This is a genomic window from Gardnerella sp. DNF01159 (assembly GCF_049244215.1).
GTDB classification, from domain to species: domain Bacteria; phylum Actinomycetota; class Actinomycetes; order Actinomycetales; family Bifidobacteriaceae; genus Bifidobacterium; species Bifidobacterium swidsinskii.
Genome location: NZ_CP058387.1, coordinates 362018 through 384507, shown reverse-complemented (window position 1 = coordinate 384507; position 22490 = coordinate 362018). Strand labels below are relative to the sequence as shown.

General features: G+C 42.9%; 15 protein-coding genes and 2 tRNA genes. 2 read left to right on the top strand and 15 right to left on the bottom strand.

All coding sequences use genetic code 11. The annotated features are described in order from the left end of the window. Positions 1-71 precede the first annotated feature (71 nt). The gene (locus tag HXT39_RS01365; RefSeq protein ID WP_103013822.1) at positions 72-1400 is read right to left on the bottom strand and encodes a DivIVA domain-containing protein; all 1329 of its coding nucleotides are present in this window, start codon (positions 1398-1400) and stop codon (positions 72-74) included. A gap of 152 nt (positions 1401-1552) precedes the next feature. Continuing rightward, positions 1553-1831, bottom strand: coding sequence for a YggT family protein (locus tag HXT39_RS01360; RefSeq protein WP_102703213.1), 279 nt, complete (start codon positions 1829-1831; stop codon positions 1553-1555). A 173-nt stretch (positions 1832-2004) separates the two neighbouring features. Here HXT39_RS01360 and galE point away from each other — a divergent pair, with 173 nt between their 5' ends. Further along, a complete protein-coding gene (gene galE, locus HXT39_RS01355) occupies positions 2005-3015 on the top strand; it encodes a UDP-glucose 4-epimerase GalE (RefSeq protein WP_101886115.1) in 1011 nt (336 codons plus the stop codon). Between the two features lie 48 nt (positions 3016-3063). Here galE and HXT39_RS01350 read toward each other — a convergent pair. The 6 genes from HXT39_RS01350 to nrdD all read right to left on the bottom strand — a co-directional run bounded on the left by HXT39_RS01350 (position 3064) and on the right by nrdD (position 11458). Next, positions 3064-3136, bottom strand: a tRNA-Phe gene (locus tag HXT39_RS01350). Positions 3137-3179: 43 nt separating this feature from the next. After that, positions 3180-3253 (bottom strand) — tRNA-Asp (locus tag HXT39_RS01345). Positions 3254-3355: 102 nt separating this feature from the next. Further along, on the bottom strand, positions 3356-5407 hold the full coding sequence (locus HXT39_RS01340; protein WP_102703214.1) for an ABC transporter ATP-binding protein: 2052 nt from the start codon (positions 5405-5407) through the stop codon (positions 3356-3358). A gap of 2 nt (positions 5408-5409) precedes the next feature. Further along, on the bottom strand, positions 5410-7260 hold the full coding sequence (locus HXT39_RS01335; RefSeq protein ID WP_102703215.1) for an ABC transporter ATP-binding protein: 1851 nt from the start codon (positions 7258-7260) through the stop codon (positions 5410-5412). A gap of 852 nt (positions 7261-8112) precedes the next feature. Then, positions 8113-8820, bottom strand: a complete 708-nt coding sequence (nrdG, locus tag HXT39_RS01330; protein WP_102703216.1) for an anaerobic ribonucleoside-triphosphate reductase activating protein — start codon at positions 8818-8820, stop codon at positions 8113-8115. A 220-nt stretch (positions 8821-9040) separates the two neighbouring features. Continuing rightward, positions 9041-11458, bottom strand: coding sequence for an anaerobic ribonucleoside-triphosphate reductase (gene nrdD, locus HXT39_RS01325; protein ID WP_102703217.1), 2418 nt, complete (start codon positions 11456-11458; stop codon positions 9041-9043). Between the two features lie 269 nt (positions 11459-11727). Between nrdD and HXT39_RS01320 the strand changes: the two genes are divergently transcribed. Next, the gene (locus HXT39_RS01320; protein ID WP_012914411.1) at positions 11728-12150 is read left to right on the top strand and encodes a DUF3052 domain-containing protein; all 423 of its coding nucleotides are present in this window, start codon (positions 11728-11730) and stop codon (positions 12148-12150) included. A gap of 379 nt (positions 12151-12529) precedes the next feature. On the opposite strand, the gene HXT39_RS01315 is transcribed toward HXT39_RS01320, so the two are convergent. From HXT39_RS01315 to tilS, 7 genes are all read right to left on the bottom strand, one after another. Then, the gene (locus tag HXT39_RS01315; RefSeq protein WP_102703218.1) at positions 12530-14353 is read right to left on the bottom strand and encodes a DEAD/DEAH box helicase; all 1824 of its coding nucleotides are present in this window, start codon (positions 14351-14353) and stop codon (positions 12530-12532) included. A gap of 295 nt (positions 14354-14648) precedes the next feature. Continuing rightward, a complete protein-coding gene (gene ettA, locus HXT39_RS01310; RefSeq protein WP_004118724.1) occupies positions 14649-16325 on the bottom strand; it encodes an energy-dependent translational throttle protein EttA in 1677 nt (558 codons plus the stop codon). 138 nt (positions 16326-16463) lie between these two features. Beyond that, positions 16464-16964: a DUF3180 domain-containing protein gene (locus HXT39_RS01305; protein WP_102703219.1), complete on the bottom strand. Its 501-nt coding sequence runs from the start codon at positions 16962-16964 to the stop codon at positions 16464-16466. Further along, positions 16964-18199: a dihydroneopterin aldolase gene (locus HXT39_RS01300; RefSeq protein ID WP_102703220.1), complete on the bottom strand. Its 1236-nt coding sequence runs from the start codon at positions 18197-18199 to the stop codon at positions 16964-16966. The genes HXT39_RS01305 and HXT39_RS01300 overlap by 1 nt, the downstream gene beginning before the upstream one ends. Positions 18200-18470: 271 nt before the next feature. Continuing rightward, positions 18471-20780, bottom strand: coding sequence for an ATP-dependent zinc metalloprotease FtsH (gene ftsH, locus HXT39_RS01295; RefSeq protein ID WP_102703221.1), 2310 nt, complete (start codon positions 20778-20780; stop codon positions 18471-18473). Between the two features lie 61 nt (positions 20781-20841). Beyond that, positions 20842-21396, bottom strand: coding sequence for a hypoxanthine phosphoribosyltransferase (gene hpt / locus HXT39_RS01290; RefSeq protein WP_101886119.1), 555 nt, complete (start codon positions 21394-21396; stop codon positions 20842-20844). Then, a complete protein-coding gene (tilS, locus tag HXT39_RS01285) occupies positions 21371-22489 on the bottom strand; it encodes a tRNA lysidine(34) synthetase TilS (RefSeq protein WP_102703222.1) in 1119 nt (372 codons plus the stop codon). The genes hpt and tilS overlap by 26 nt, the downstream gene beginning before the upstream one ends. Position 22490 lies beyond the last annotated feature (1 nt).

Genomic DNA, 22490 nt, shown 5'->3' with positions numbered 1-22490 from the left:
ATCTTTAGTAATTCAAATAGTATCGGTGCAGTGCGCAACATTTTAAAATATCAGTCACGCACTGCTAAAAACTACTCTTGCTTACCAGATTCTTCACCCTGCTTGTTACCTAATGCAGCATAGGTATTTTCATCAGAAACTTGAGCAACCAACTGACCAAGGAAATCAGTCAAGCGAGTACGATATTCAGTTTCAAACTGCTTGAGACTCTGAATATTCCCTTCAATAACTTGAGTTTGCTTCTCAAGATTCTCACGTACCTGACGAGCATATGCATCAGCAGCTGTACGAGTTGTAGAATCATAGTCTGCAGCACGATGCTGTACTTCAGCTTCATACTGGTCAGCTTGATCGTGCGTCTGCTTAGAGTAATCATCAGCAGCTTGACGAACCTTACCAGAGTAAGCATCAGCTTCATTGTGAGCACGAGCAGCATAAGAATCAGCATCGCTGCGAGTACGAGTAGAGTAATCGTCAGCATCGGCATGAGTCTGCTTGCTGTATTCTTCAGCTTCAGAACGAGTGCGTGCAGAATATTCATCTGCTTTAGCAACAGTTTCGTTATAACGAGCTTGGCTCTCTTCAACAATTTGCTGAGCCTTAGCCTTGCCCTTATCTACATATTGATCATGCAATTGCATAGCAAGAGTCAACATTGCAGTTGCACGCTCTGGCTCAGAACCTTGTGCTTCTGCACCAGCACCAGCAATCTTTTGCAAGCTACCAGTTTCAGTATTTGGTTCCATCTTAGCAACCTGCTTTCGAAGCTGCTCTTCACGCTGACGAGACTCTTCCAACTGCTTGGAAAGTTCCTCAATCTTAGTGTTTTCTTGCTGAGTGACAACAAGCTGCTGGCGAACAGTTTCAAGCTCGCGACCCAAGTTTTCGCTACTTGCACGGAAGTCGTCACGCTCGCGAGTAACAGTTTCAAGCTCTTTTTGAACCTGCTTAGCATTGTCTGCTTGAGCAGTTTGAGCAGTCAACTGATCTACCTGTGCACCCAAACCATCTAACTGTTCCTTCAACTGCTGGTTTTGAGCAGTCAAAGCACGATTACTTTCTTCAGCTTCACGCAACTTAGTTGCAGTAGCTTCAAGTTGAGAAGCAGCTTCATTTGATTCACCCTGCTTCTTAGAAGCATCACGCAATGCCTCATTTTCTTTAGTTAAGGATTCTACCTTAGAAGTTAACTCAGCAATCTTCGTATTCAAACCCGCAACATCACGGCCAAGAGATTGCGTGGAAGCCCCTAGGCCCTGCACTGCCTGCTGACCGAGTGCTTCTATTGTTTCTGTAACCTGATCGAGAAACTCGTCGACCTCGTCAACGTCATAACCTCCCTTAAAACGTACAATTTGGAAGGTATGCTCTCGAATGTCTTTAGGCGTCAACAGAGTCATATGCTTTACACCTCGCTTTTTGGGCATAGCCCTTTGATATATATCTATTCGATGCTATCACGTCCGCAGAAAATTAGTGCGGTTAATACAAAAATTTATGCAACAAAACGCCGCTTTTATAAAAATTACGCGTTAAAAAACCATAAACTCATCTATAACCAAATTTGAAGAACGTATAAAGCAAAATATAAAAGCATATAACTTACGTCAATACTAATATTTCCACAACGAGTTGGCGGAATAAACTTGCGCAATACGCGCAATGGCGGCTCTGTTATGAAATAAACAATTCGTATTAGAAAATTAAAAACACCTCTAGGACGCATACGAGGAACAAGCACAAATAACCAATCTGCAACCATTCGAATAATCATTATTATCAAATAAGCGCGTATTAGCACACGCAATATAGATAACGCAACAAATATCATTCGAACATCACCTTACAAAATAATACAACTGACACATTCAAGTTAAGCATACGCTGCAGAATCAAAATGCGAGAATAACAGATGCTATGCAACAGATGCATATCATTAAACTTCAGTTTTACGAGATATAATCTCACTGATTGTATTGATATTATTCAAAAGGAAGGTCTACAATGACTGTTCTTGTTACAGGTGGATGCGGATACATTGGAGCACACGTAGTTCACGCCTTACATGAAACAAAGCAAAATGTCGTCGTCGTTGACGATTTAAGCTACGGAAAGCCTACAAGAATTGAAGGCGCACGTCTTTATGGTATGGATATCTCTTCTCCTGATGCAGGAAAGCGACTTGCGCAAATCATGAAGGACGAGAATGTTGATGCTGTAATTCACTTTGCTGCTAGAAAGCAAGTTGGAGAGTCCGTAGAAAAGCCACTTTGGTATTATCAACAGAATATTAACGGCATGCTTAACGTGCTTGAAGGCATGAAAGATAGCGGAGTTAAGAAGCTCGTATTTTCTTCTTCTGCAGCAACTTATGGCGTACCTCCTGTTGAAGTTGTACCAGAAGATGTTGTGCCAATGTTGCCAATTAACCCTTATGGTCAAACCAAGCTTTTTGGCGAGTGGATGGCACGTGCTTGCGAGCACACATACGGAATTCGCTTCTGCGCACTGCGTTACTTCAACGTAGCTGGATGCGGTCCGGTGGAATTGGAAGATCCTGCGATTTTGAACTTAATTCCTATGCTTCTTGACAGACTACAGCGAGGAAAAGCACCTGCTATTTTTGGCGACGACTATCCTACTGCTGATGGCACTTGCATTCGCGACTATATTCACGTTTCTGATTTAGCAGACGCGCATATTGCGGCACTCACGTATTTGGATCGCGACGAGCGCAAGTACGATGCTTTTAACGTAGGAACTGGTAAGGGTACGTCTGTGCGCGAAATTGTTGACGAAGTGCGCAGAGTTACCGGTTTACCATTTAAAGAAACTGTTCTTGATCGCAGAGCTGGAGATCCTCCACAGCTTATTGGCAGCACGAAGCGAATTAACGAAGAAATGGGATGGCATGCTCGCTACGACGTTAAGGATATCGTAGAATCTGCTTGGGCAGCTTGGCAGGCAAATCCTGAGCATCATATTGATGTTGATTCGTGGAAGCAGCTTGACTAGCGAATAAAACAAAACGCGCGGCACAAATCGTGTCGCGCGTTTTTGTTGTGGCTCCGAGCGGGATCGATCCGCTGACCTAACGATTTTCAGTCGTTCGCTCTACCAACTGAGCTACAGAGCCATGACGAATAAAAAACCCGGCGAACCGGGTATTCTATTAATCGCGACCCCGGCCGGACTTGAACCGGTGACCTCCGCCGTGACAGGGCGGCGCTCTAACCAACTGAGCTACGGGGCCGTGGCTTTGTTCTCTCGAACAGCCGAGTCACTATCTTACAGAATCCTTAGCAAAATGCAAGTGCCGCGCGTGTTCGGCGTGTTGCCGCACAAAATCAAGCTATTATTCAAGCTCAACAGCTCCAGTGCAAAGCTGATAATACTCCCCACGTTTTGCCAATAATTCCTCATGTGAACCGCGCTCAATAATGCGACCGTGATCCAGCACCATAATCACATCAGCATTGCGCACTGTAGACAGTCTGTGAGCGATTACAAACACAGTACGCCCTTCCATCAAAGAATCCATTCCATGCTGAACTAACTCTTCAGTATGCGTGTCAATCGATGAAGTTGCTTCATCGAGAATCAACACAGGCGGATTTTCTACTGCAGCACGAGCAATAGAAATAAGCTGCTTCTGACCTTGAGAAAGCCCTTCACCGCCATTGTTAAGCTGCGTATTGTATCCGTCAGGAAGATGAGAAATAAACGCGTCAGCATGAGCCAATTTTGCAGCTTGAATACAATCTTCGTCGCTAGCATCAAGATTTCCATAACGAATATTGTCCATTATTGTGCCTGTAAATAAATTCACATCTTGCAAAACAGTGCCAATAGCGTGACGCAAATCCGTTTTGCAAATATCGCGCACGTCAATGCCATCATACAAAATTTGCCCATCATCAATGTCGTAAAAACGCGTAAGAAGGTTAGCAATAGTAGTTTTTCCAGCACCTGTAGCTCCAACAAGAGCAACTTTTTGACCAGGCTTTGCAAACCACGTAATATCGTGCAAAACTGGATGATCCTCTTTGTAACCAAACACAACATCCGTAAAGCGAACGTCACCTCGAAGCAAAGTATAGCGGCCATCTTTAGAAGTGCGAGCATCTCGCTTTGCATGGCACACAATCCCTTGAGCCATTTCGCTTAAGTTTTGAGCGCGCTTATTAGCTTTAGTGCCATTATCTTGCTTTGACCTTTTCCAAGCCCAATAAATATTGTTTCCTTCAGATTGTTCGTCTACTTCTTCAAGCACATCAAATGCTGATTTTTCTCCAAGATCTTCAGCAGACTGAAGTACACGCACTTTAACTAATTGCACACTGCCAGAATCAAGTTCTGGCTTTTCATCAAGTAACTCAAAAATACGAGAAGCTCCTGCAAGAGCCATCATAAGTGCGTTAGCTTGCATTGTAATTTCGCCAATAGGGTTAATAAATGCGCGCGAAAGTGCCAGCAAAGATATAAGTGTACCCAATGTAAGAGTACTAGATCCAGCTAATCCCAGCGTTGGCAGACCCGCTGAAGCAGCCCACGCACCAAGTAAAGCAATTAATACATAAAGCAAATAGCTTGCATTACTAATAACAGGCATTACATTATTTGCATAAGAATTTGCACTTGCAGAAATTTTTTGCACTTTTTCTATGCAATTATCTAATTTTTCAATAGAATCTGCCTCATGATTAAAAATTTTAATCACTTTGCTGCCTGTTGCAGATTCTTCAACAAACTCATTTAGCTCACCTAATGCATGCTGGAATTGCTCAAATAAACTGCCAGATTTCTTTAACATAAAACGCACTAAATAAAGCAATATTGCAGTAAATATAGCTACAAAAACTGCAACCGGAAGCGATAGGCACATAATAGATATAAACGCTGCCAAAATTGACATTAGTGCAGAAAAAGAGTCAGGAAAAGCCCACGAAATTGCTTCACGAAGAACCTCAGTATCGTTTGTGTAACGGCTCATAATATCGCCGTAACCTTGAGAATCTAAGTAACGCAATGAAAGCTTCTGCTGATGCTTAAACATAGAATCTCGCAAATCACGCATAACACTTTCAGATATATTCGCAACAAGTCTGCTCCAAAGCCAAGAACAAAACACACCAACAGCATAAACACTTGCCATCAGAATAATCATGCGAACAAGAGGCGTCCAATCCTGATTATGCTTACCGACAAGCGGAAGAATATACGAGTCCACAAGAGATTGCAAAAACACTGCACTTGCAGCTTGCACAATTGCGCTAACTATTATTGATGCAATAATTACGCAAATTTTAACTCGATACACCAGCACATAAGAGGCAAGTCTGCTAAGAGTTTTCCAACTAATAGCTGAATCATTTTTAGAAGAGTGAGCCGTTTTATTCTTAGCCATTGTTATTTAGCTCCTTCTTCTTTAGTTGCGCCAGTTATGCTACTTTTTTCTTGAGAAATCGCCATATTTCTGTAAAATTCACAAGACTTAAATAATTCATCATGCGAACCGTTAGCAACAACACGACCATCTTTAAGAACAACAATAATATCTGCATGTTCGATTGAAGATATGCGCTGAGCAACGATAATTTGCGTAGAATCAGGCATAAACTTTTTCAAGCCATCGCGAATTTTACTATCAGTTTTCATATCAACTGCACTCATCGAGTCGTCAAGGATTAAAATTTTCGGCTTCCTCAAAAGTGCGCGCGCAATGCACAAACGCTGTCGCTGGCCACCGGAAACATTCTTACCGCCCTGATCAATATGCGTATTGTAGCCATCTGGTAAATCTTTAATAAACTCATCAGCACAAGCAATTTCGCAAGCTTGACGCAAATCATCATCGCTTGCTTCCGCTCTACCCCAGCGAAGATTTTCTGCAATTGTGCCACTAAACAAAATATTTTTTTGTAGAACAACACCAACTTCTTCACGCAAACTAGAAGAATCATAATCGCGAATATCTTTTCCGCCTACAAAAAGAGCACCAGAAGTTACGTCATAAAGTCTTGCAATTAATTGCACTAAACTTGATTTTCCAGATCCCGTTGCACCAACAACGCCAACAGTTGCTCCAGAAGGAATAGATATATTTATATCATGTAAAATTTCCTGTTCTGCTGGAGTGGATTCATCTGTATTATCTGATTGAGGATAGCGTAACGAAACATTTTCAAAACGCACAGAAGCGTCAGAAAGCTTTGTAAGTGGATGCTTGGAAACAACTTCAGTATTTCGAGATTGCAAAACATGTGAAATACGATGCATCGAAGTTCGAGCTGTTAACGACATTACAAAAACTGCAACTAAATTCGCTAAAGCAAACAAAATTTGCAAAGCATACACTACTAATGCAGCAAGATTTCCTGTTGTTAAACCAAAAGCAGGATTATTTCCCGAAGCCACAATTTCACGTGAAGCCAACCACGCAATAAGTAGCATGCCAGAATAAAAACATAAGTTAAACAAAGGAATACTACAATTTAACACATACTCAGCTTTAATAAAATAATCATAGATTTTATGTGAAATACGCGTAAAACGACTTATTTCATAATCAGAACGCACATAAGACTTTACGACGCGAATATTATGCAAATTCTCGCCAACTCTATTATTCATCTCGTCAATCATTCGATAAATTCGAGAAAATGCTGGAGCAACTATACTAGCTCCAACAGCGCCAATTGCACCAATAATAGGCACGAATGAAAGAAAAACCCACGAGATAGCAGGGCTAATTGAAAAAGTAAACCACCAAGCAGTGATGATAATCATAACGCTGCGAACACCAGAGCGAATAATCATTTGGTAAGCAAATTGCACATTTGACACATCGCTAGTCATACGCGTAACAACAGTGCCGCTAGAAAACTTATCTAAATCAGAAAAACTTAAACTTTGTAAGCGTGAAAACATGTTGTGACGTAAATTTTTACCGAAACCAGCACTAGAATGCGCGCAACAAATACCAGAAATAACGCCTGCAATCATTGCAATTGCAGCAAAAATAAGCAATTGCAAACCATAATATTGCACAGCTTCTTGAGAACGTGACATAATGCCAAAATCAATAAGATTTGACATTACTGTAGGGATCTCAATTTGCATAGCAGCTTCAACGAGAATAGTAACAGCTGTTAAAACGCCAAGAAAACGATACCTTTTTAAAGATGACAGAATCGTACGCAATGCGCGAGGAGGATTATTTTTAATTTTTCGCGAATTGTCCTTCAAATTCTCCGCCATTGTGCTCCTCCCCATATATAATGTAATGTGTAGGTTTAATAATATCACTTCTCAAATTTTAACTATTGCGCATGGAAATATTCCCGCATTGAGTTATTTAATTACCAAATGCATAAATAGATTAATCTTTGAAATATTAGCATACAGACAAATCACATACAAAAAGTGCTTCTACACATTCAAATTATAAACGACGATTGATTTCATCTTATAAAAGTTATACAATGAGGGCGGTTTATTTACATGTATGAAGGAGTACTGTAATGAATGCGAAAAAGACTATTAATAGAATACTTACTTGCTTTGTAGCATTATCTATGTCTTTTTTACTACCATTACAAGCTCAAGCAAAAGCCCAAGAAGAAACTTATTGAGCAACACGAAGATAGTTGGCGCTGTAGCACAGCAGAAAGGCATTCGTGTCGACTTGCAGTGAGAATTTCCACATTAATATCAACAATTATGTGAGGAACAATATGAACAGCAAACACATAGTTCTACTGCCAATAACGCTGCTTTGTTATATTTCGTCAGCTATTTATTTCTTTAAACAATTGAAGGACTTAAAAGACGATAACACTTGTATTAATACTGTTAGTCTCACCATTCAAGCATTCGTCCTATTAATATTACTAATCTATCTTTTATATTTATGCAAAGAAAAAACATACCCAACTGTATATCGTTTAGTTACAGTATTTATGAGCATATTTAGTATAATTCTTTTAGCAGTTTGCAATACGGATATTACTAGACTGATTATATTTAGCTTAGCATGTGTATATGCATGCATTCTTATAATCGTCCGCAAGCATTGTTAAATATATCGTATGAGTGGCAAATTCAATAGGATTACGAAGCGTCGCCTTCGCCTTGCGCACGATCTTTGCCGTAAATTGACGGAATAAAACGCTCCTGATCGTGAAGCTTTTCCCAGATTACAGGAGGATTGTGCGGATTTTCCAAAGACTTTGGCACGTCAATAATTCGCTGATTGCTAGAGCCGCGAAATTGCAAAAGCGAATCGTGCAAATCTTTCATATAACGACCGTCAACAAGAATATCAATGTAGCGCAGAAGCTCAAGCTTATCAGGCGTCTCCCCTGGGCGCATAAGCTCTTCCCAAGTGTATCCAGTCCAACTCCAAATATCTTTTGTATTGCCAAACTCTTTTCTAATACGCTTGCAAAGAGGCAGCAAAATACCTGTGTTAAGCAGTGGTTCGCCACCAAGAAGCGTTAGACCTTGCACATAAGGCTGTGCTAAATCTTCCATAATCTGGTCTTCAAGCTTTTGCGTATAAGGGTGGCCAGCGCGAAAATCCCAAATCGACTCGTTATAGCACTCAACGCAATGGAACGGGCAACCGGAAACGTAAAGCGAGCAGCGAATTCCCTCGCCGTCAGTCATCAAAAAACGCTTGTAATCGGCAACCATGCCCTGACTCATGCGTTCGCTAGACCATTGACCAGCGCGAGGATTATTAGAAAGAGAGGTAGGAATCCACGGTCCACGATTCACATCTGCAGGCGCAAAATCGTGCAAACTCATGCGAGCCATATCCAACCCCCTTCCAAACCGAATAAGCAACTAAAAAATAAACAACCAAATTTGCGAAAATAAAATAAATCCAGCCATTAGAAAGTGCAATCACAAAATGCAATACATTTCTAACGGCCAGATTATCACCAAACAACAAACACAAGAAAAGCTATTGATTTAGCTAAATTATCTAGTCATACTTATTTTACTAAGTTTCAACATAGTTAATTAGCTAAGTTTATTTTGTTTCCTCATACCATTCGCGAGACTCACCGTTGTTAAGAGTCACGTGACCAGTTTCGCCAGACATGTGCTTTACGCGGTGAGCGATTTCTTCGTGACGACCGTGAACCATTGGACGCTGAACAGGATTGCCCAAGTAGCCGCAAGTGCGCTTAGTCACATTGCACTTATCAGGGTCACTATTGCCGCACTCCGGGCAACGGAAGCCTTCTTTAGTTGGCTCAAAATCACCCTGGAATCCACAAACGAAGCAGTGATCGATTGGCGTATTCGTACCCAAGTAGCCGATGCCAATCTTGTAAGCGTAATCCCAAACAGCTTCCAAAGCCTTAGGATTTGCCTGCAAGCATGGGAACTCACAGTAGTTAATAAAGCCGCCGGAAGCAAGATACGGGAAGTCAACCTCGTAGCGAAGCTTCTCCATAGGAGTTGGCTGCAACCAAACCGGGTAATGGAAGGAATTAGTGTAGAAGTCGTGATCAGTAACGCCTTCAATGCGACCGAACTTCTGGCGATCCATGCGGTTAAAGCGGTCAGTCAAAGACTCAGCAGGAGTTGAGTAAACGGAGTAATGATAGCCTTCAGCCTTTGACCACTGCTGGCAAAGCTTATTCATGCGGCGAACCAAAGAAAGCGCAAATTCCTTGCCTTCCTCATTCCAGCTGTGATCTTGCATCCAATCCTTGCCGAAGAACACGGCCGTAGTTTCGTACAAACCAATGTAGCCAAGAGAAACAGTTGCGCGCTCATTACGGAACAACTGATCCACACTCTCGTTAGCTTCCAAACGACCAAAAGCACCGTAACGGAACAGCGTTGGAGCATTTACAGGAGTTGCCTGCTTGCAACGCATAATACGGAATCGCAAAGCTTGGTGAGCTACTTCCATACGCTCGTCGAAAAGCTTCCAGAAGCGAGTCACATCGCCGTGAGATTCAAGAGCAATACGTGGCATGTTAACAGTTACAACGCCAAGATTCATACGGCCATCTTCAACGTCCTTGCCGGTCTTTGGATCAATCCAACCCTGAAGGAACGAACGGCAACCCATAGGAGCCTTGAAGGAGCCAGTAATCTTCACAATATTCTCGTAGAACACAACGTCTGGGTACATGCGCTTTGTAGAGCACTCAAGCGCAAGCTGCTTCAAATCGTAGTTCGGGTCGCCAGCGTCCGCGTTAACACCGTGCTTAATAGTAAACACAAGCTTAGGGAAGATTGCAGTATGACGATCTTTGCCGAGACCACGAATACGGTTAAGCAAAATAGCGCGCTGAATTTCACGAGCAAACCAAGAAGTACCCAAGCCAAAGCCAACAGTTACGAACGGAGTCTGACCGTTAGAAACGCGGTTGGAATTGATTTGATATTCCATTGTTTGCATAGCGTCGTAAATAGCCTTACGCGTCATAATCTTTGCGTAAACTTCACGAAGCTGATCAAGCTCGCTCAAATTTTCATCAAAAGGAGTATCAGCAGGCAGTGGATCCCTGTCCAAGCAGTGGAGATTCTTAGGCTCCTGAGCCTTCAAGCCGTCAATCATATCTTTTGCGACTTGAATTGGCGTGGAATCAGGGATCATTGCGTGTGCCATAGCAAGATTCTTGTCGTAATCGCACTTAGCGTAAGGCTCAAGCATTTCGTCAGCGCGATTAACAGTCTGACCACCGTATTGCGCGCCAGCAATATCCTTAATAATTTGCGTAACCTGAGTTGCAGCAGTACCAATAGACTTTGGACTATCCATCATTGCATTACCAAGAGCAAATCCCTTAGCAAGCATATCGCCAAAATCAGGAAGCGAGCAGTTGCTCATGCAAGTAAATGGCGAATAATCAGCGTCATGGAAGTGAATATCACCCTTCATATGAGCGTTAGAAACTGCGTGAGGAAGCATAGAGAACGCAGAAGCTTTAGAAACAGCACCTGCAAGAAGATCACGCTGAGTTGCATAAACATTAGAATCCTTATTTGCGTTTTCACGAACAAGAGACTCATCACGATTTACAAGACGGTTAACAGCCTCGTTGATATCAGTAGCTTTAGCGCGGTCTATATCTCGGTTCAGTCGGTAGCTCGTGTAGCAACGAGCAACCTCATAAAGGTGATTTTCAATAAGACTATGCTCAACCAAGGTCTGAATATCTTCAATCTTCGCCGGGCCATTGTAACGATCTTGAATTTCAGCCTCAATATGATCAGAAATATTACGAATCAACTGCTCTTCTTGCGGACCGACTTCCTTGCCCAAATCCTTAAAAGCAGCCTTGATTGCCATAATGATATTCAGCGGATCAAAATCAACTACGCGACCATCGCGCTTTTCGACCTGCACGCGAGAAACTGGAACTTCAACTACATCATCCGTACAATTTTCTGCGCTTGTGACAGCAGTTTCTTCCAAAACCTGCATCGGTACAGACCTTTCTCAAACACTGTTCCTTCTAGCAAAATCTCTCGTTGCAAACATGGGAACTATTTCTAACAACTCGCTCTACTATAACCCAACTCATGCACAATATCTAGGGCAAGACGCAAAGATAACCACCTATATATAGTGATTTATGTCACAATCGCGATTTTTGCGGCGTGTCCTGGTGTGTCGTAATTGATAAACAATAAATTACTGAATACACGCCGTTAAATGTGCGCACTTCGTGACGCTTTGATATATTAAATCACGTGGAACAGATAGCTTTTCAGCATGCACAGGAATTCGGATTCCAACCAGGAGACATTGTCCAACAATGGCTCTGGGATGACGATGTTGACGAAACAATTTGCGAAAGCATCGAGAAACTTACCGGCGAAGAGTTGGTAGATGAGGATTACGACGCTGCTGTTGATGGTGTGATTATTTGGTGGCGCGACGGCGACGACGAAGATGAGCTCGCAGACACTATTATGGATGCCACAAATATGCTTGACAATGACGCTCCTATGTGGGTTCTTACTCCAAAACCAGGTCGCGAAGGTTCCCCAAGTTCTAGTACCGTTCAATCTGCAGCAAAAACAGCTGGCATGAACGCAGCCACTCCGTTAACCGTAAGCACTGACTGGAATGGCGTTCAACTGCGCGCATTTGGTAAAGGTCAATCTAAGTAAGTATTTGCTAATTGGCTTAACTAGTTTAACCGACTGTTGACTTGCTTAACAGGCTGATTAACTGATTACTAAGTTGCTTATTGCTTGCCAACTTGCTACTTACTTTTGTAGTATTGCTGCTGTTTTGTTGAAAACACCAAACCAGTTGATGTTATGTATAAAACATAGGGCAATTCTGTCGAAAACACATAATCATTCGGCGAAATAGACAAAAATACAAGAATAACGCAAATAAAAGCGCGAGGAGAAAAATATCACAGTCTCGCACCACAACAGACAAGAAAACTAAAGCGAAAACAAAAGCCGGAAAATCACTGGCGAATGTTATCAAAAGTAGTGAAAACGAAAACAAATGCTGTAAAACACACAGCATTTGTTTCTAAAACTCACAACCGAAGCGATGAACACGACTACCGCGTTCGCCACGTTTACCGTGCCAACGACGTTCACTGCGCTCACCGCGTTGCCCACGTACGCGCCCGCGCCCACCGCGTCCACGACCGCGACCTTTACGCTTCTGCTGCTCCGGCTCCGGCATACTCCAGCCTTCTTGAAGCTCGGCAGCTTCACCAACAATCTCATCTAGAACTGATGAAGAAGGACTCACATCCTCAGCTTTCGCATGAATTCCAGCCTTACGAAGCATCATATGAGCAGCGCGCTTCTGATTAGGAAGCACAAGTGTTACGACATCGCCTTCTTCACCAGCTCGAGCAGTGCGCCCCGAACGATGCAAGAAAGACTTAGGATCCTCAGGAGGCTCAGTTTGCACAACTAATGCAACGTCGCTAATATCAATACCTCGCGCAGCAACGTCCGTAGCAACCAGCACTCGCACCAAGCCTTCAGCGAACACAGCCAAATGACGATCTCGCTGATTCTGCGACAAATTACCTTGCAAATCAACTGCAGGAATACCTTGCTGCACAAATTTTTTCGCCATATTCTTCGCTTGATATTTCGTGCGCGTAAAGAATATAGAACGTTTCTTTCCAGAAGCAAGCTTTCGCAAAACTTCGTATTTATCCCCTGCAGACACAGCAAAAATATGATGCGTCATAGTGTCAACTTGGCAATCAGCATCATCCACAGCATGAACAACAGCATTTGGAAGGAAACGCTCAACCAATGTAGAAACTTGCTTATCAAGCGTTGCAGAAAACAGCATGCGTTGACCATCTGGCGCAACTTGCTCAAGAAGTCTAGTAACAGCAGGAAGGAATCCCATATCCGCCATTTCATCTGCTTCATCAAGCACACTAACCATCACTTTTTCAAGCGTAAGTGCTCCCTGACGCAGCAAATCTTCCAAACGACCAGGGCAAGCAAGCACAATCTGCGCACCCTGCTTAAGTTGCGATACCTGACGCTGGTATCTCACACCTCCATACACTGTCACAGTACGCATGCCATAAGCTGCAGCAAGCGGCGCTATTACGTCATCAATTTGATGCACAAGCTCGCGAGTTGGAGCAAGAATTATTGCTCTAGGAGCAGGAATTTCACTAGACTCGCGTGACTTACGGTTTTTATCAGAATGAATTAAATCAACAAAATTCTCAGCTAAACGCGCAACAAGTGGAATAGAAAATGCTAATGTTTTACCACTTCCTGTGCGACCTCGCCCTAGGATATTTGCACCTTGTAATGAATCAGGAAGCGTTGCTTGCTGAATTGGGAATGCAGTAGTTTTCCCATCAGCACGCAACACTTCTACCAAGGGCTCTGGGACTCCAAGTTGCGCAAAAGTGACATCGTCACGGTAATTTTCACAAGATTCAATAGCAGAGTCTGGAATAATTGTTGCGTTATGAGAATCTTGATTTTGCTTTTTTGAAGTAGGACGCAAAGATATTGCAGAATTTTGTTTTGTATTATGAGATTTTGCAATATCATTTTTAACAACATTATTTTTAGCAATATTATGCTTAACAACATTATTTTTAGCAAAATCTTGTTCAGCATCCGCAATAGCTACTTCTTCATAACGCAAAGCTTTTTCGCGCGCTTTTTGACGAGCTTTTTCTGCTTTGCGATTGCGCTCCCTGCGCGAATTGAACTCATGATTAGAACCGTAATTTTTATGACTACCCTGATATTCAAAAGGATTGCGTTTTTCAGCTGATTTCCTAGTATTTTTGACGTTCTTGGTATTCTTCGCGCCTCGCTTTTGGGCGAACGCAGCATGATGAGTATGCGGCACAATAGCCTTTCGTAAAATATGTGTATTCAAAACTTAAATTTCAAAACGTGAACTAATCGAGCCTAGCATACGCCTGGCACAATCACGGCAAATGTTGTCAAAAAGCGCCAAGATGCTCGCACTATAAGCACTCGCTTCTGAGCTTGCATGGAAAAAGTCCACTGGACTTTCCACGCAAGCTCACGCTCCGAGTTACTTTCGCACACTACGCTCCAAGCGCGAAAGCAGGTCGTCGCGCAAACGCCGGAAAAATCACCAGCAAATGTTTCCACCAAGAAATGAAAACAAAACTCAACTAGCGAGTGAGCTTACGGTGCAAGCGATGCGGACGAGCAGCTTCCTCACCCAAGCGCGCAATCTTATTTTCTTCGTAAGCTTGGAAGTTACCTTCGAACCAGTACCACTTTGCAGGATTCTCGTCGTCGCCTTCCCAAGCAAGAATATGCGTTGCAACTCGGTCGAGGAACCAGCGATCGTGCGAAACCACAACAGCGCAGCCTGGGAAATCAAGTAAAGCGTTTTCCAAGCTTTCCAAAGTCTCAACATCCAAATCGTTAGTAGGCTCATCGAGAAGAAGCAAGTTTCCACCCTGCTTAAGAGTCAAAGCCAAGTTCAAACGGTTACGCTCACCGCCGGAAAGCACACCAGTAAGCTTCTGCTGATCCGAACCTTTAAATCCAAAGCTTGCAACATATGCGCGAGTAGGAATCTCAACGCCTGCAACCTCAATAAAATCAAGTCCGCCGGAAACAGCTTCCCACAAGTTCTTATTAGGATCCAATCCTGCACGATTCTGATCCACGTAAGAAATCTTCACAGTATCGCCAACAATAAGCTCTCCGCCAGAAAGAGGCTCCAAGCCCACAATCGTCTTGAACAGCGTAGACTTACCAACGCCGTTTGGACCAATCACGCCAACAATACCGTTACGAGGCAGCGTAAACGACAAGTCGTCGATAAGTACACGGTCGCCAAAAGCCTTGTGAATATGCTTTGCTTCCAAAACTTGCGAGCCCAAACGTGGACCTGCTGGAATTTGAATTTCAGAGAAGTCAAGCTTCTTGGAATTACGTGCCTCTTGCTCCATTTGGTCGTAGCGTTCCAAACGAGCCTTGTTCTTAGCTTGGCGAGCTTTCGGCGAGCTACGCACCCAATCAAGCTCATTCTTCAAACGCTTAGCAAGCTTGGCATCCTTGGCACCCTGGATTTCCATACGCTTTGCTTTAGTTTCCAAATACGTTGAGTAATTTCCCTTATATGGATAAAGCTGACCACGGTCAACTTCGCAAATCCACTCCGCTACGTTATCCATAAAGTAGCGGTCGTGCGTAACAGCAATAACAGCACCCTCGTACTTGTGCAAGAACTGTTCAAGCCACAAAATAGATTCCGCATCCAAATGGTTAGTAGGCTCATCCAAAAGCAGCAAATCTGGAGCTTCAAGAAGAAGCTTACACAATGCAACTCGACGCCTTTCACCACCAGAGCACACAGAAACAGGCGAATCCGGATCTGGGCATTGCAAAGCATCCATAGCCTGCTCAAGCTGCGAATCCAAATCCCAACCGTTTGCAGCGTCAATTTCAGTCTGAAGCTTACCCATTTCTTCCATTAACGCATCAAAATCAGCGTCTGGATTAGCCATTTCTTCGCCGATTTGGTTAAAACGCGCCACTTTTTGCGCAATCTCACCAAAAGCCATCTTAATGTTTTCGCCAACCGTCTTAGTGTCATCAAGAGGTGGTTCCTGCTGCAAAATACCTACCGTATAGCCAGGAGTCAAAGAAGCTTCACCATTGGTCACATTTTCCAAACCGGCCATAATTTTCAGCAGCGTCGACTTACCCATGCCGTTCGGACCCACAACACCAATTTTTGCGCCCGGAAGGAAGCTTAAAGTAACATCGTCGAGAATTACACGATCTCCGTACGATTTACGCGCCTTAATCATCTGATAGATAAATTCAGCCAAAGTAATATACCATCCTTACAAACGTTGAAATTCCAGCGTTTGTTGCAACTTACGTAAAAAGCGTTTAGTACTTTTACCTACTTAATTCAAGCAAGATGCAACTTACATAAAACTACGCAAACTAATAGCTAGCAAATACTAGCACGTTGCTGGCGTACGATTTGACTTATTGACAGACTCAGAATCATCTTCAGGCGGAATCTGGCAGAGCCACTCGCCCAAAATCCCAACGACCATATCAATAAAGCACACCAAGCCAGCAATAGAGCATTCACGCACAACAGAGTTATACAGAATTATTTCACTGTGTGGCAGACTCATTAACAACTGCCCAACGTACCAGCCAGACAAAATAGCACCTGCCATTCCCAATGCCTTAGACAGCATAAGAGCTGCAACAGCAAATTGAGAACTTACAGGCTTCTTATTTTTATCTTTGTTAGCAACACTTTGATGAGTTTGCAACGCCATAACAAAAGTTATTAAGCCAGCAATCACCATAATTGCAACAACAACCCACGGAGCTCCTGCTAACGACATAGCACTAGACTCTGTTGACGACACTAGAAATGCGCCCAGCACAAAGCCAAACAGTAACCCTAGTACCAGATACCACCAAGGTGTGCGATACGCTTTCATTAACAACCATCCCCTATAAGCCATTGCTCTGAGTATACCCCAACAGTTTGAGCATCAAAAGCAAACGCTAATGAGTACGAAACTGAGTTGTCATCCAAAGCAGCATCCGACTCTATCTGCAGCCACGGCATAAGTTCAGGCGACTTAGGGTCAACCATCACCATTTCCGCTAGTTGTTGCGGCAATTTTTCTGCATCAACAGTTCTTGTATCAGCAGCAGAAGCACCATATGAACGCGTACCCAACACTCGCACAGTCACCTTATCTTTATACAAAGTAGCAACAGCGCGAAGCAAGCGAAGCAGTTCATACTCGTCACCGCCCGAAGACAGAATAAATACAGCCGCGTAATAATCACCTTCAAGCATATTGGCAACATATAGTGCCGATACGCCATCTACGCGAGATTCTCTATCCTGCTCAAGCATTGCAACTATTCTCAGCATAGCAGAACGCGTGTCTTGTTTCGCGACACCCTTCATAGAAATTACTGCAGTTGTCTGTAACGGAGTAGGACATATACGGAACAAAGGAGACTTAGTTTCTCTTTTAACAAGCTCACTGCCATAATTGACACTTTTAGATTCATCGACACAAGAGCACTCTGAATCTCCATTATTTTCATAATCATCCGCGAAAGAATTTGCGATATCAACGGCAGCTTTAGCAGCTGCAGCAGCGTCCTCGTCTTCTTTGCGCTGCTTTTCTTTTCTATCTTCCTCAATAAGAGAACGATAGTAATCTGCTATTTCGCCTTCCTCAAGATCGTCAACTGATACGCTTCCACTACGAACAGCAACATGCGCAAGAGAATCAGGAATTACACGCCGTTCCGAATAATTTAACTCTTCTCTAGAAACACTATTCAAAGTAACACAAATATCGTCAACAGTGCTTTTCATGCCGTAATATTCGCTTCTTAAAGCAGCATGAACAGTAATATCAGCCTCACTAATTTGCCAAGTGTGCATAGCAGAATTTAAAACAGATTTAGCAATAAGTTCTAAAGCTATAGCAGGATGCTCCTCAATCTCGCTATCTTTTTCGCAACGTTTAAGCATAAAAGCAAGACGCTCAGCAATTTGAGGAATATCTATTGCGTTAGTCTCATCTCCGTCTAATGCATTACTCAAATTAACTTTTAAAACAGCATCTATGTAAATAGAAGAATATAATCCAATGACTATTGAGTCACCGCTTGGGCGAATACCCTTCAAACTTATGGTTGTATTCATAGTTTCATCTTCTACTCTCTAATAAAAACAATTTAAAATTCCAATTATTCGTTTATTTATCTTTTACTCTTACCTATAATACGCAAAACTAATATTTCGATACATTGTACTCGATATAAATCAACATGCGTAATTTTTTGCATATAACACTAATTTTTATTATTAAATTCTTAGAAAAATAAAAATAAACGCTGACAGCAATAAATTATATTGTTATCAGCGTTTATTAATGATTGTATTTTATCTGCTTTTTAGCACTGTATTTACACTATTAAGCACCGAATTGAGTGCCGTTATTTTGATTAGTAGACGGATTAACTGGTGGCTTAACAGTTCCAATAACAGTTCGAGGAGCAGGTGCAGTAGTCTGAATAGACGTATCAACAGACATCTGATCAGACTGCTGGTTTTGTGAAGTTGCGTTATTGGAAGATTCAGAAAGTTCAGAAGCTTCACTCTGCTCATTCTTACCTTCAACGTTGCGCTTTAAACTTTCTGGAATTTCAACAGGAGGAAGATCAGAATCTGGTCTTCTATCGTCCGAAAGCCAAAGAGTACGCTCAGGAGCCTTACGAATCTTACTGAAGATTTCCTTAAGTTCCTTCTCGTTAAGAGTTTCCTTAGCGAGCAACTGACGAACCAGCTCATCTAATACGTCACGATTATTGTTAATAATCTCCCACGCTTCAGTATGAGCAGTTTCGATAAGCTTATGAACTTCTTCATCGATTACTTCAGCAGTACGATTCGAGAACTTACGAGGTTGCAAAGAATCGAGTGAACCGGAAGAATCTTCGTCAGTATCCATCCACTTAACAGCTCCAAGCTTCGCTGAGAAACCATATTCAACAACCATCTTACGAGCAATAGCAGTAGCTTTCTCAATGTCGTTAGAAGCACCAGTTGTTGGATCATGGAACACAACTTCCTCTGCTGTGCGTCCGCCCATAGCATATGCCATTTGATCCAGTAATTCGTTGCGAGACTGCGAGTAACGGTCGCTTGTTGGCATCACAGCAGTGTAGCCAAGTGCGTGACCTCGCGGCAAAATCGTTACTTTAGTAACAGGATCCGTGTGGTGCAGCGCAGCAGCAACAAGCGCATGACCGCCCTCATGGTAAGCAGTGTTACGCAATTCATCCAAAGCCATACCCTTAGACTTACGTCGAGGTCCTGCTTGAACACGATCAATTGCCTCATCAATAGCGCGATTATCGATATATTGAGCACCAGATCGAGCGCAAAGCAACGCAGCTTCGTTAAGCACGTTAGCTAAGTCTGCACCAGTAAAACCAGGAGTGCGCACAGCAACCATATGAAGATCAACATCCGGCACAAAAGGCTTACCCTTAGCGTGAACCTTCAAAATTGCCTCGCGACCTTCCAAATCAGGAGCCTCAACAGCCACCTGACGGTCAAAACGACCAGGACGAAGAAGTGCGGAATCAAGCACATCTGGACGGTTTGTTGCGGCAATAATAATCAAATTAGTGTCGTTGTCGAAGCCGTCCATCTCAACAAGCAGCTGATTAAGTGTCTGCTCGCGCTCATCATGACCGCCAGTCATGCCACTTCCGCGGCGACGACCAACAGCATCAATCTCATCGATAAAGATGATTGCAGGAGCATTCTTCTTAGCTTCGTCAAAAAGTTCACGAACGCGAGACGCGCCCAAGCCTACGAACATTTCCACGAAGTCAGAGCCAGCCATTGCATAGAACGGCACACCAGCTTCACCTGCAATAGCACGAGCCAACAAAGTCTTACCAGTTCCTGGAGGACCATAAAGCAGCACACCGCGCGGAATGCGAGCACCCAAAGCCTTGTAGCGCGAAGGATCCTTCAAGAAGTCTTTAATCTCTTCAACTTCTTCAACAGCAGCTTGTTCGCCAGCAACGTCAGCAAACTTAGTTTTAGGAGTCTGACCTTCAAGCAACTTGCCACGGCCACGTCCGCCACCCATGCCAAGCATACTTCCACCGGCACCGCCTATTCTGCTAAACATGAACCAAATCATGCCAAGGAAGAACAATATTGGAGCAAGCGAAGTAATCAAATACGAAATAATGCTAGATGACTGTAAGCTAGCAGTCCAGCCGTTAGAAGGCTTCGCCTTTTCGACTTCTTGTACAATTGACCTACCTTGTGCATACGCGTAGTAGAATTGCACATCCTTGCCAAAGTCACGCTTTTGCTTACTTCGTTTATCGAACTTCTTAAACGGACTATCAAGCGTAAGCTTAACTAACTGTTTATTGTCAATAATTTCCACATAACTTGCTTTATGAGATCGCACTAACTCAATACCATCCTGAGTATCGATAGTTTGCGATCCGTTATGAACAAACATTTGGAATCCGACAACTGAAAGCAACACAAGAAGCACAATCCACGTCCATGGCGACTGCCAGAAGGAACGACGATTGTTATGGTTGTTCTCGTTATTTTTATTATTCTTGCCCTGTTGACCGTTGTTTCGCTGATTCCTAGGGTTACGTGGATTTAAAAACGGATTATTCCCGTTATTTCCACGCCCAGGACCGCCCATTGGGCCTTGCGGTGTCATAGGAGAAGCGCCCATGTAATAAGGCTCCTTTCAAACTCCTCAATTTATATAAAAATTCTGAATAGAATCTATAAAATCAAGCACCATACACTGATGGCTTTAATACCGCAATACTATTGAGATTGCGGTAGCGTTCGTCGTAGTCCATTCCGAAACCAACGACAAATGCATCAGGAATTTCAAAGCCCGAGTAGTCGATTTGTACGTCTACTTCGCGACGTGCAGGCTTACTGAGCAATGCAAAAACTTTTACACTTGCAGCACCACGACCTTTTAGCTCATCTACAAGCCAAGCTAGCGTGCGACCGGAATCAACAATGTCTTCTACAATAAGCACATCTCGACCACGCACATCAGTACTTAAATCTTCGCGAACAGTGATTTGTCCGCTAGTTTGAGTGCCACTGCCGTAACTAGACAAGCTCATAAAGTCCATTGATGCGTTAATGCTTAATTCTTGCGAAAATACAGCAAGAGTATTTACAGCACCTTTGAGAACTGCAACAAGCAAAACATTACGGTTTTTGTAATCTTCACTTACTTGTTTAGCAACTTCACGAATACGCTTCATAAGGTCTTCGTGGCTAATTAATTCATAGTCGATGTCATCTCGTATATCTGCAATTTGCATGTTCACTATCTTTGCATAAGCGAATGACGATATTGCGCGAGAGCCGAGTCGCTTCGTAATAATTTGGCAGCGAAAAAGGCTTCTGACCATGCCATTTTGTACATAGTTCGTCCACTGCCGATATGTGACTTGACGAGAAACGCAGACCAAGCTCACTTAACGCACGCACTATAATCCGTCTACGAATTGATGGATGATATTGCGCTAACTTCTCAGCTTTTAACCTAACAGTTTTCGCATTTTTATCAAATTCCATCACTTGTGAACTAGCTTCGTCAACTTGAGAATTAATATAGTCAAGATCGTCTCTAGCTATTTCAGCTCCACGAGAAAGCAAAGTAACCATATTTGCATTAAAAAATCGCGAAATATAAGGCATTAACGTGTGTCTAACTCGAGATCTCAATGGATAATTTTCTGAAAGTTCCTCATTTTGCGAAATATCGTCACCATTTGTAGGATCATCCCACCATGAAATGCCTAAATCCTCGCAAATACCAGTAGTATCTTCTCTACTAAGCTTAATAAGAGGCCTCGCAAAAAGCACGTTTTGACGCAATGTCACTGCTTTCATGCCAGCAACTGCTTCTAAACCTGCAGAATCTTTTAGCCCCATCATTACAGTTTCTGCTTGATCATTTGCAGTATGAGCTAGAAGCACGGCTGCAGCTTGCTGCTTTTTAGCGACCTCAATAATTGCTTGATACCTAGCATTTCTAGCAGCAGATTCTTCGCCTTCTCCCGAATCTTCAACGTTCACAGATTGAATATACACGTACTTTTCATCTATTCCAGATTGCAAACAATGTTTAGCAGCAGTATTGGCAATTTCAGTTGAGTGTGGCTGCAAATGGTGATCTACTATTACGACACCGCAACGAATACCCCTACTTGCGCACACAATCACGCTCAATGCTGTAAGTGCAAGAGAATCTCTACCTCCAGAGCACGCAATAAGAACCAGAGGAGCATCAACATCTGTCGCGTGATTGCCATGTTCGGAAAAACGCGCGTCTTGTGCACATAATGAAAGTTCGTCAAAACAATGCTTGATTGCGCCAATTCCTGCGCGTATGCGAGAAGAATACACCATA

Coding starts and splice junctions, on each gene's coding strand:
- HXT39_RS01365 (WP_103013822.1), bottom strand. CDS start 1,400: ATGACTCTGTTGACGCCTAAAGACATTCGAGAGCATACCTTCCAAATT.
- HXT39_RS01360 (WP_102703213.1), bottom strand. CDS start 1,831: ATGATATTTGTTGCGTTATCTATATTGCGTGTGCTAATACGCGCTTAT.
- galE (WP_101886115.1), top strand. CDS start 2,005: ATGACTGTTCTTGTTACAGGTGGATGCGGATACATTGGAGCACACGTA.
- HXT39_RS01340 (WP_102703214.1), bottom strand. CDS start 5,407: ATGGCTAAGAATAAAACGGCTCACTCTTCTAAAAATGATTCAGCTATT.
- HXT39_RS01335 (WP_102703215.1), bottom strand. CDS start 7,260: ATGGCGGAGAATTTGAAGGACAATTCGCGAAAAATTAAAAATAATCCT.
- nrdG (WP_102703216.1), bottom strand. CDS start 8,820: ATGGCTCGCATGAGTTTGCACGATTTTGCGCCTGCAGATGTGAATCGT.
- nrdD (WP_102703217.1), bottom strand. CDS start 11,458: ATGCAGGTTTTGGAAGAAACTGCTGTCACAAGCGCAGAAAATTGTACG.
- HXT39_RS01305 (WP_102703219.1), bottom strand. CDS start 16,964: ATGAAAGCGTATCGCACACCTTGGTGGTATCTGGTACTAGGGTTACTG.
- HXT39_RS01300 (WP_102703220.1), bottom strand. CDS start 18,199: ATGAATACAACCATAAGTTTGAAGGGTATTCGCCCAAGCGGTGACTCA.
- ftsH (WP_102703221.1), bottom strand. CDS start 20,780: ATGGGCGCTTCTCCTATGACACCGCAAGGCCCAATGGGCGGTCCTGGG.
- hpt (WP_101886119.1), bottom strand. CDS start 21,396: ATGCAAATTGCAGATATACGAGATGACATCGACTATGAATTAATTAGC.
- tilS (WP_102703222.1), bottom strand. CDS start 22,489: ATGGTGTATTCTTCTCGCATACGCGCAGGAATTGGCGCAATCAAGCAT.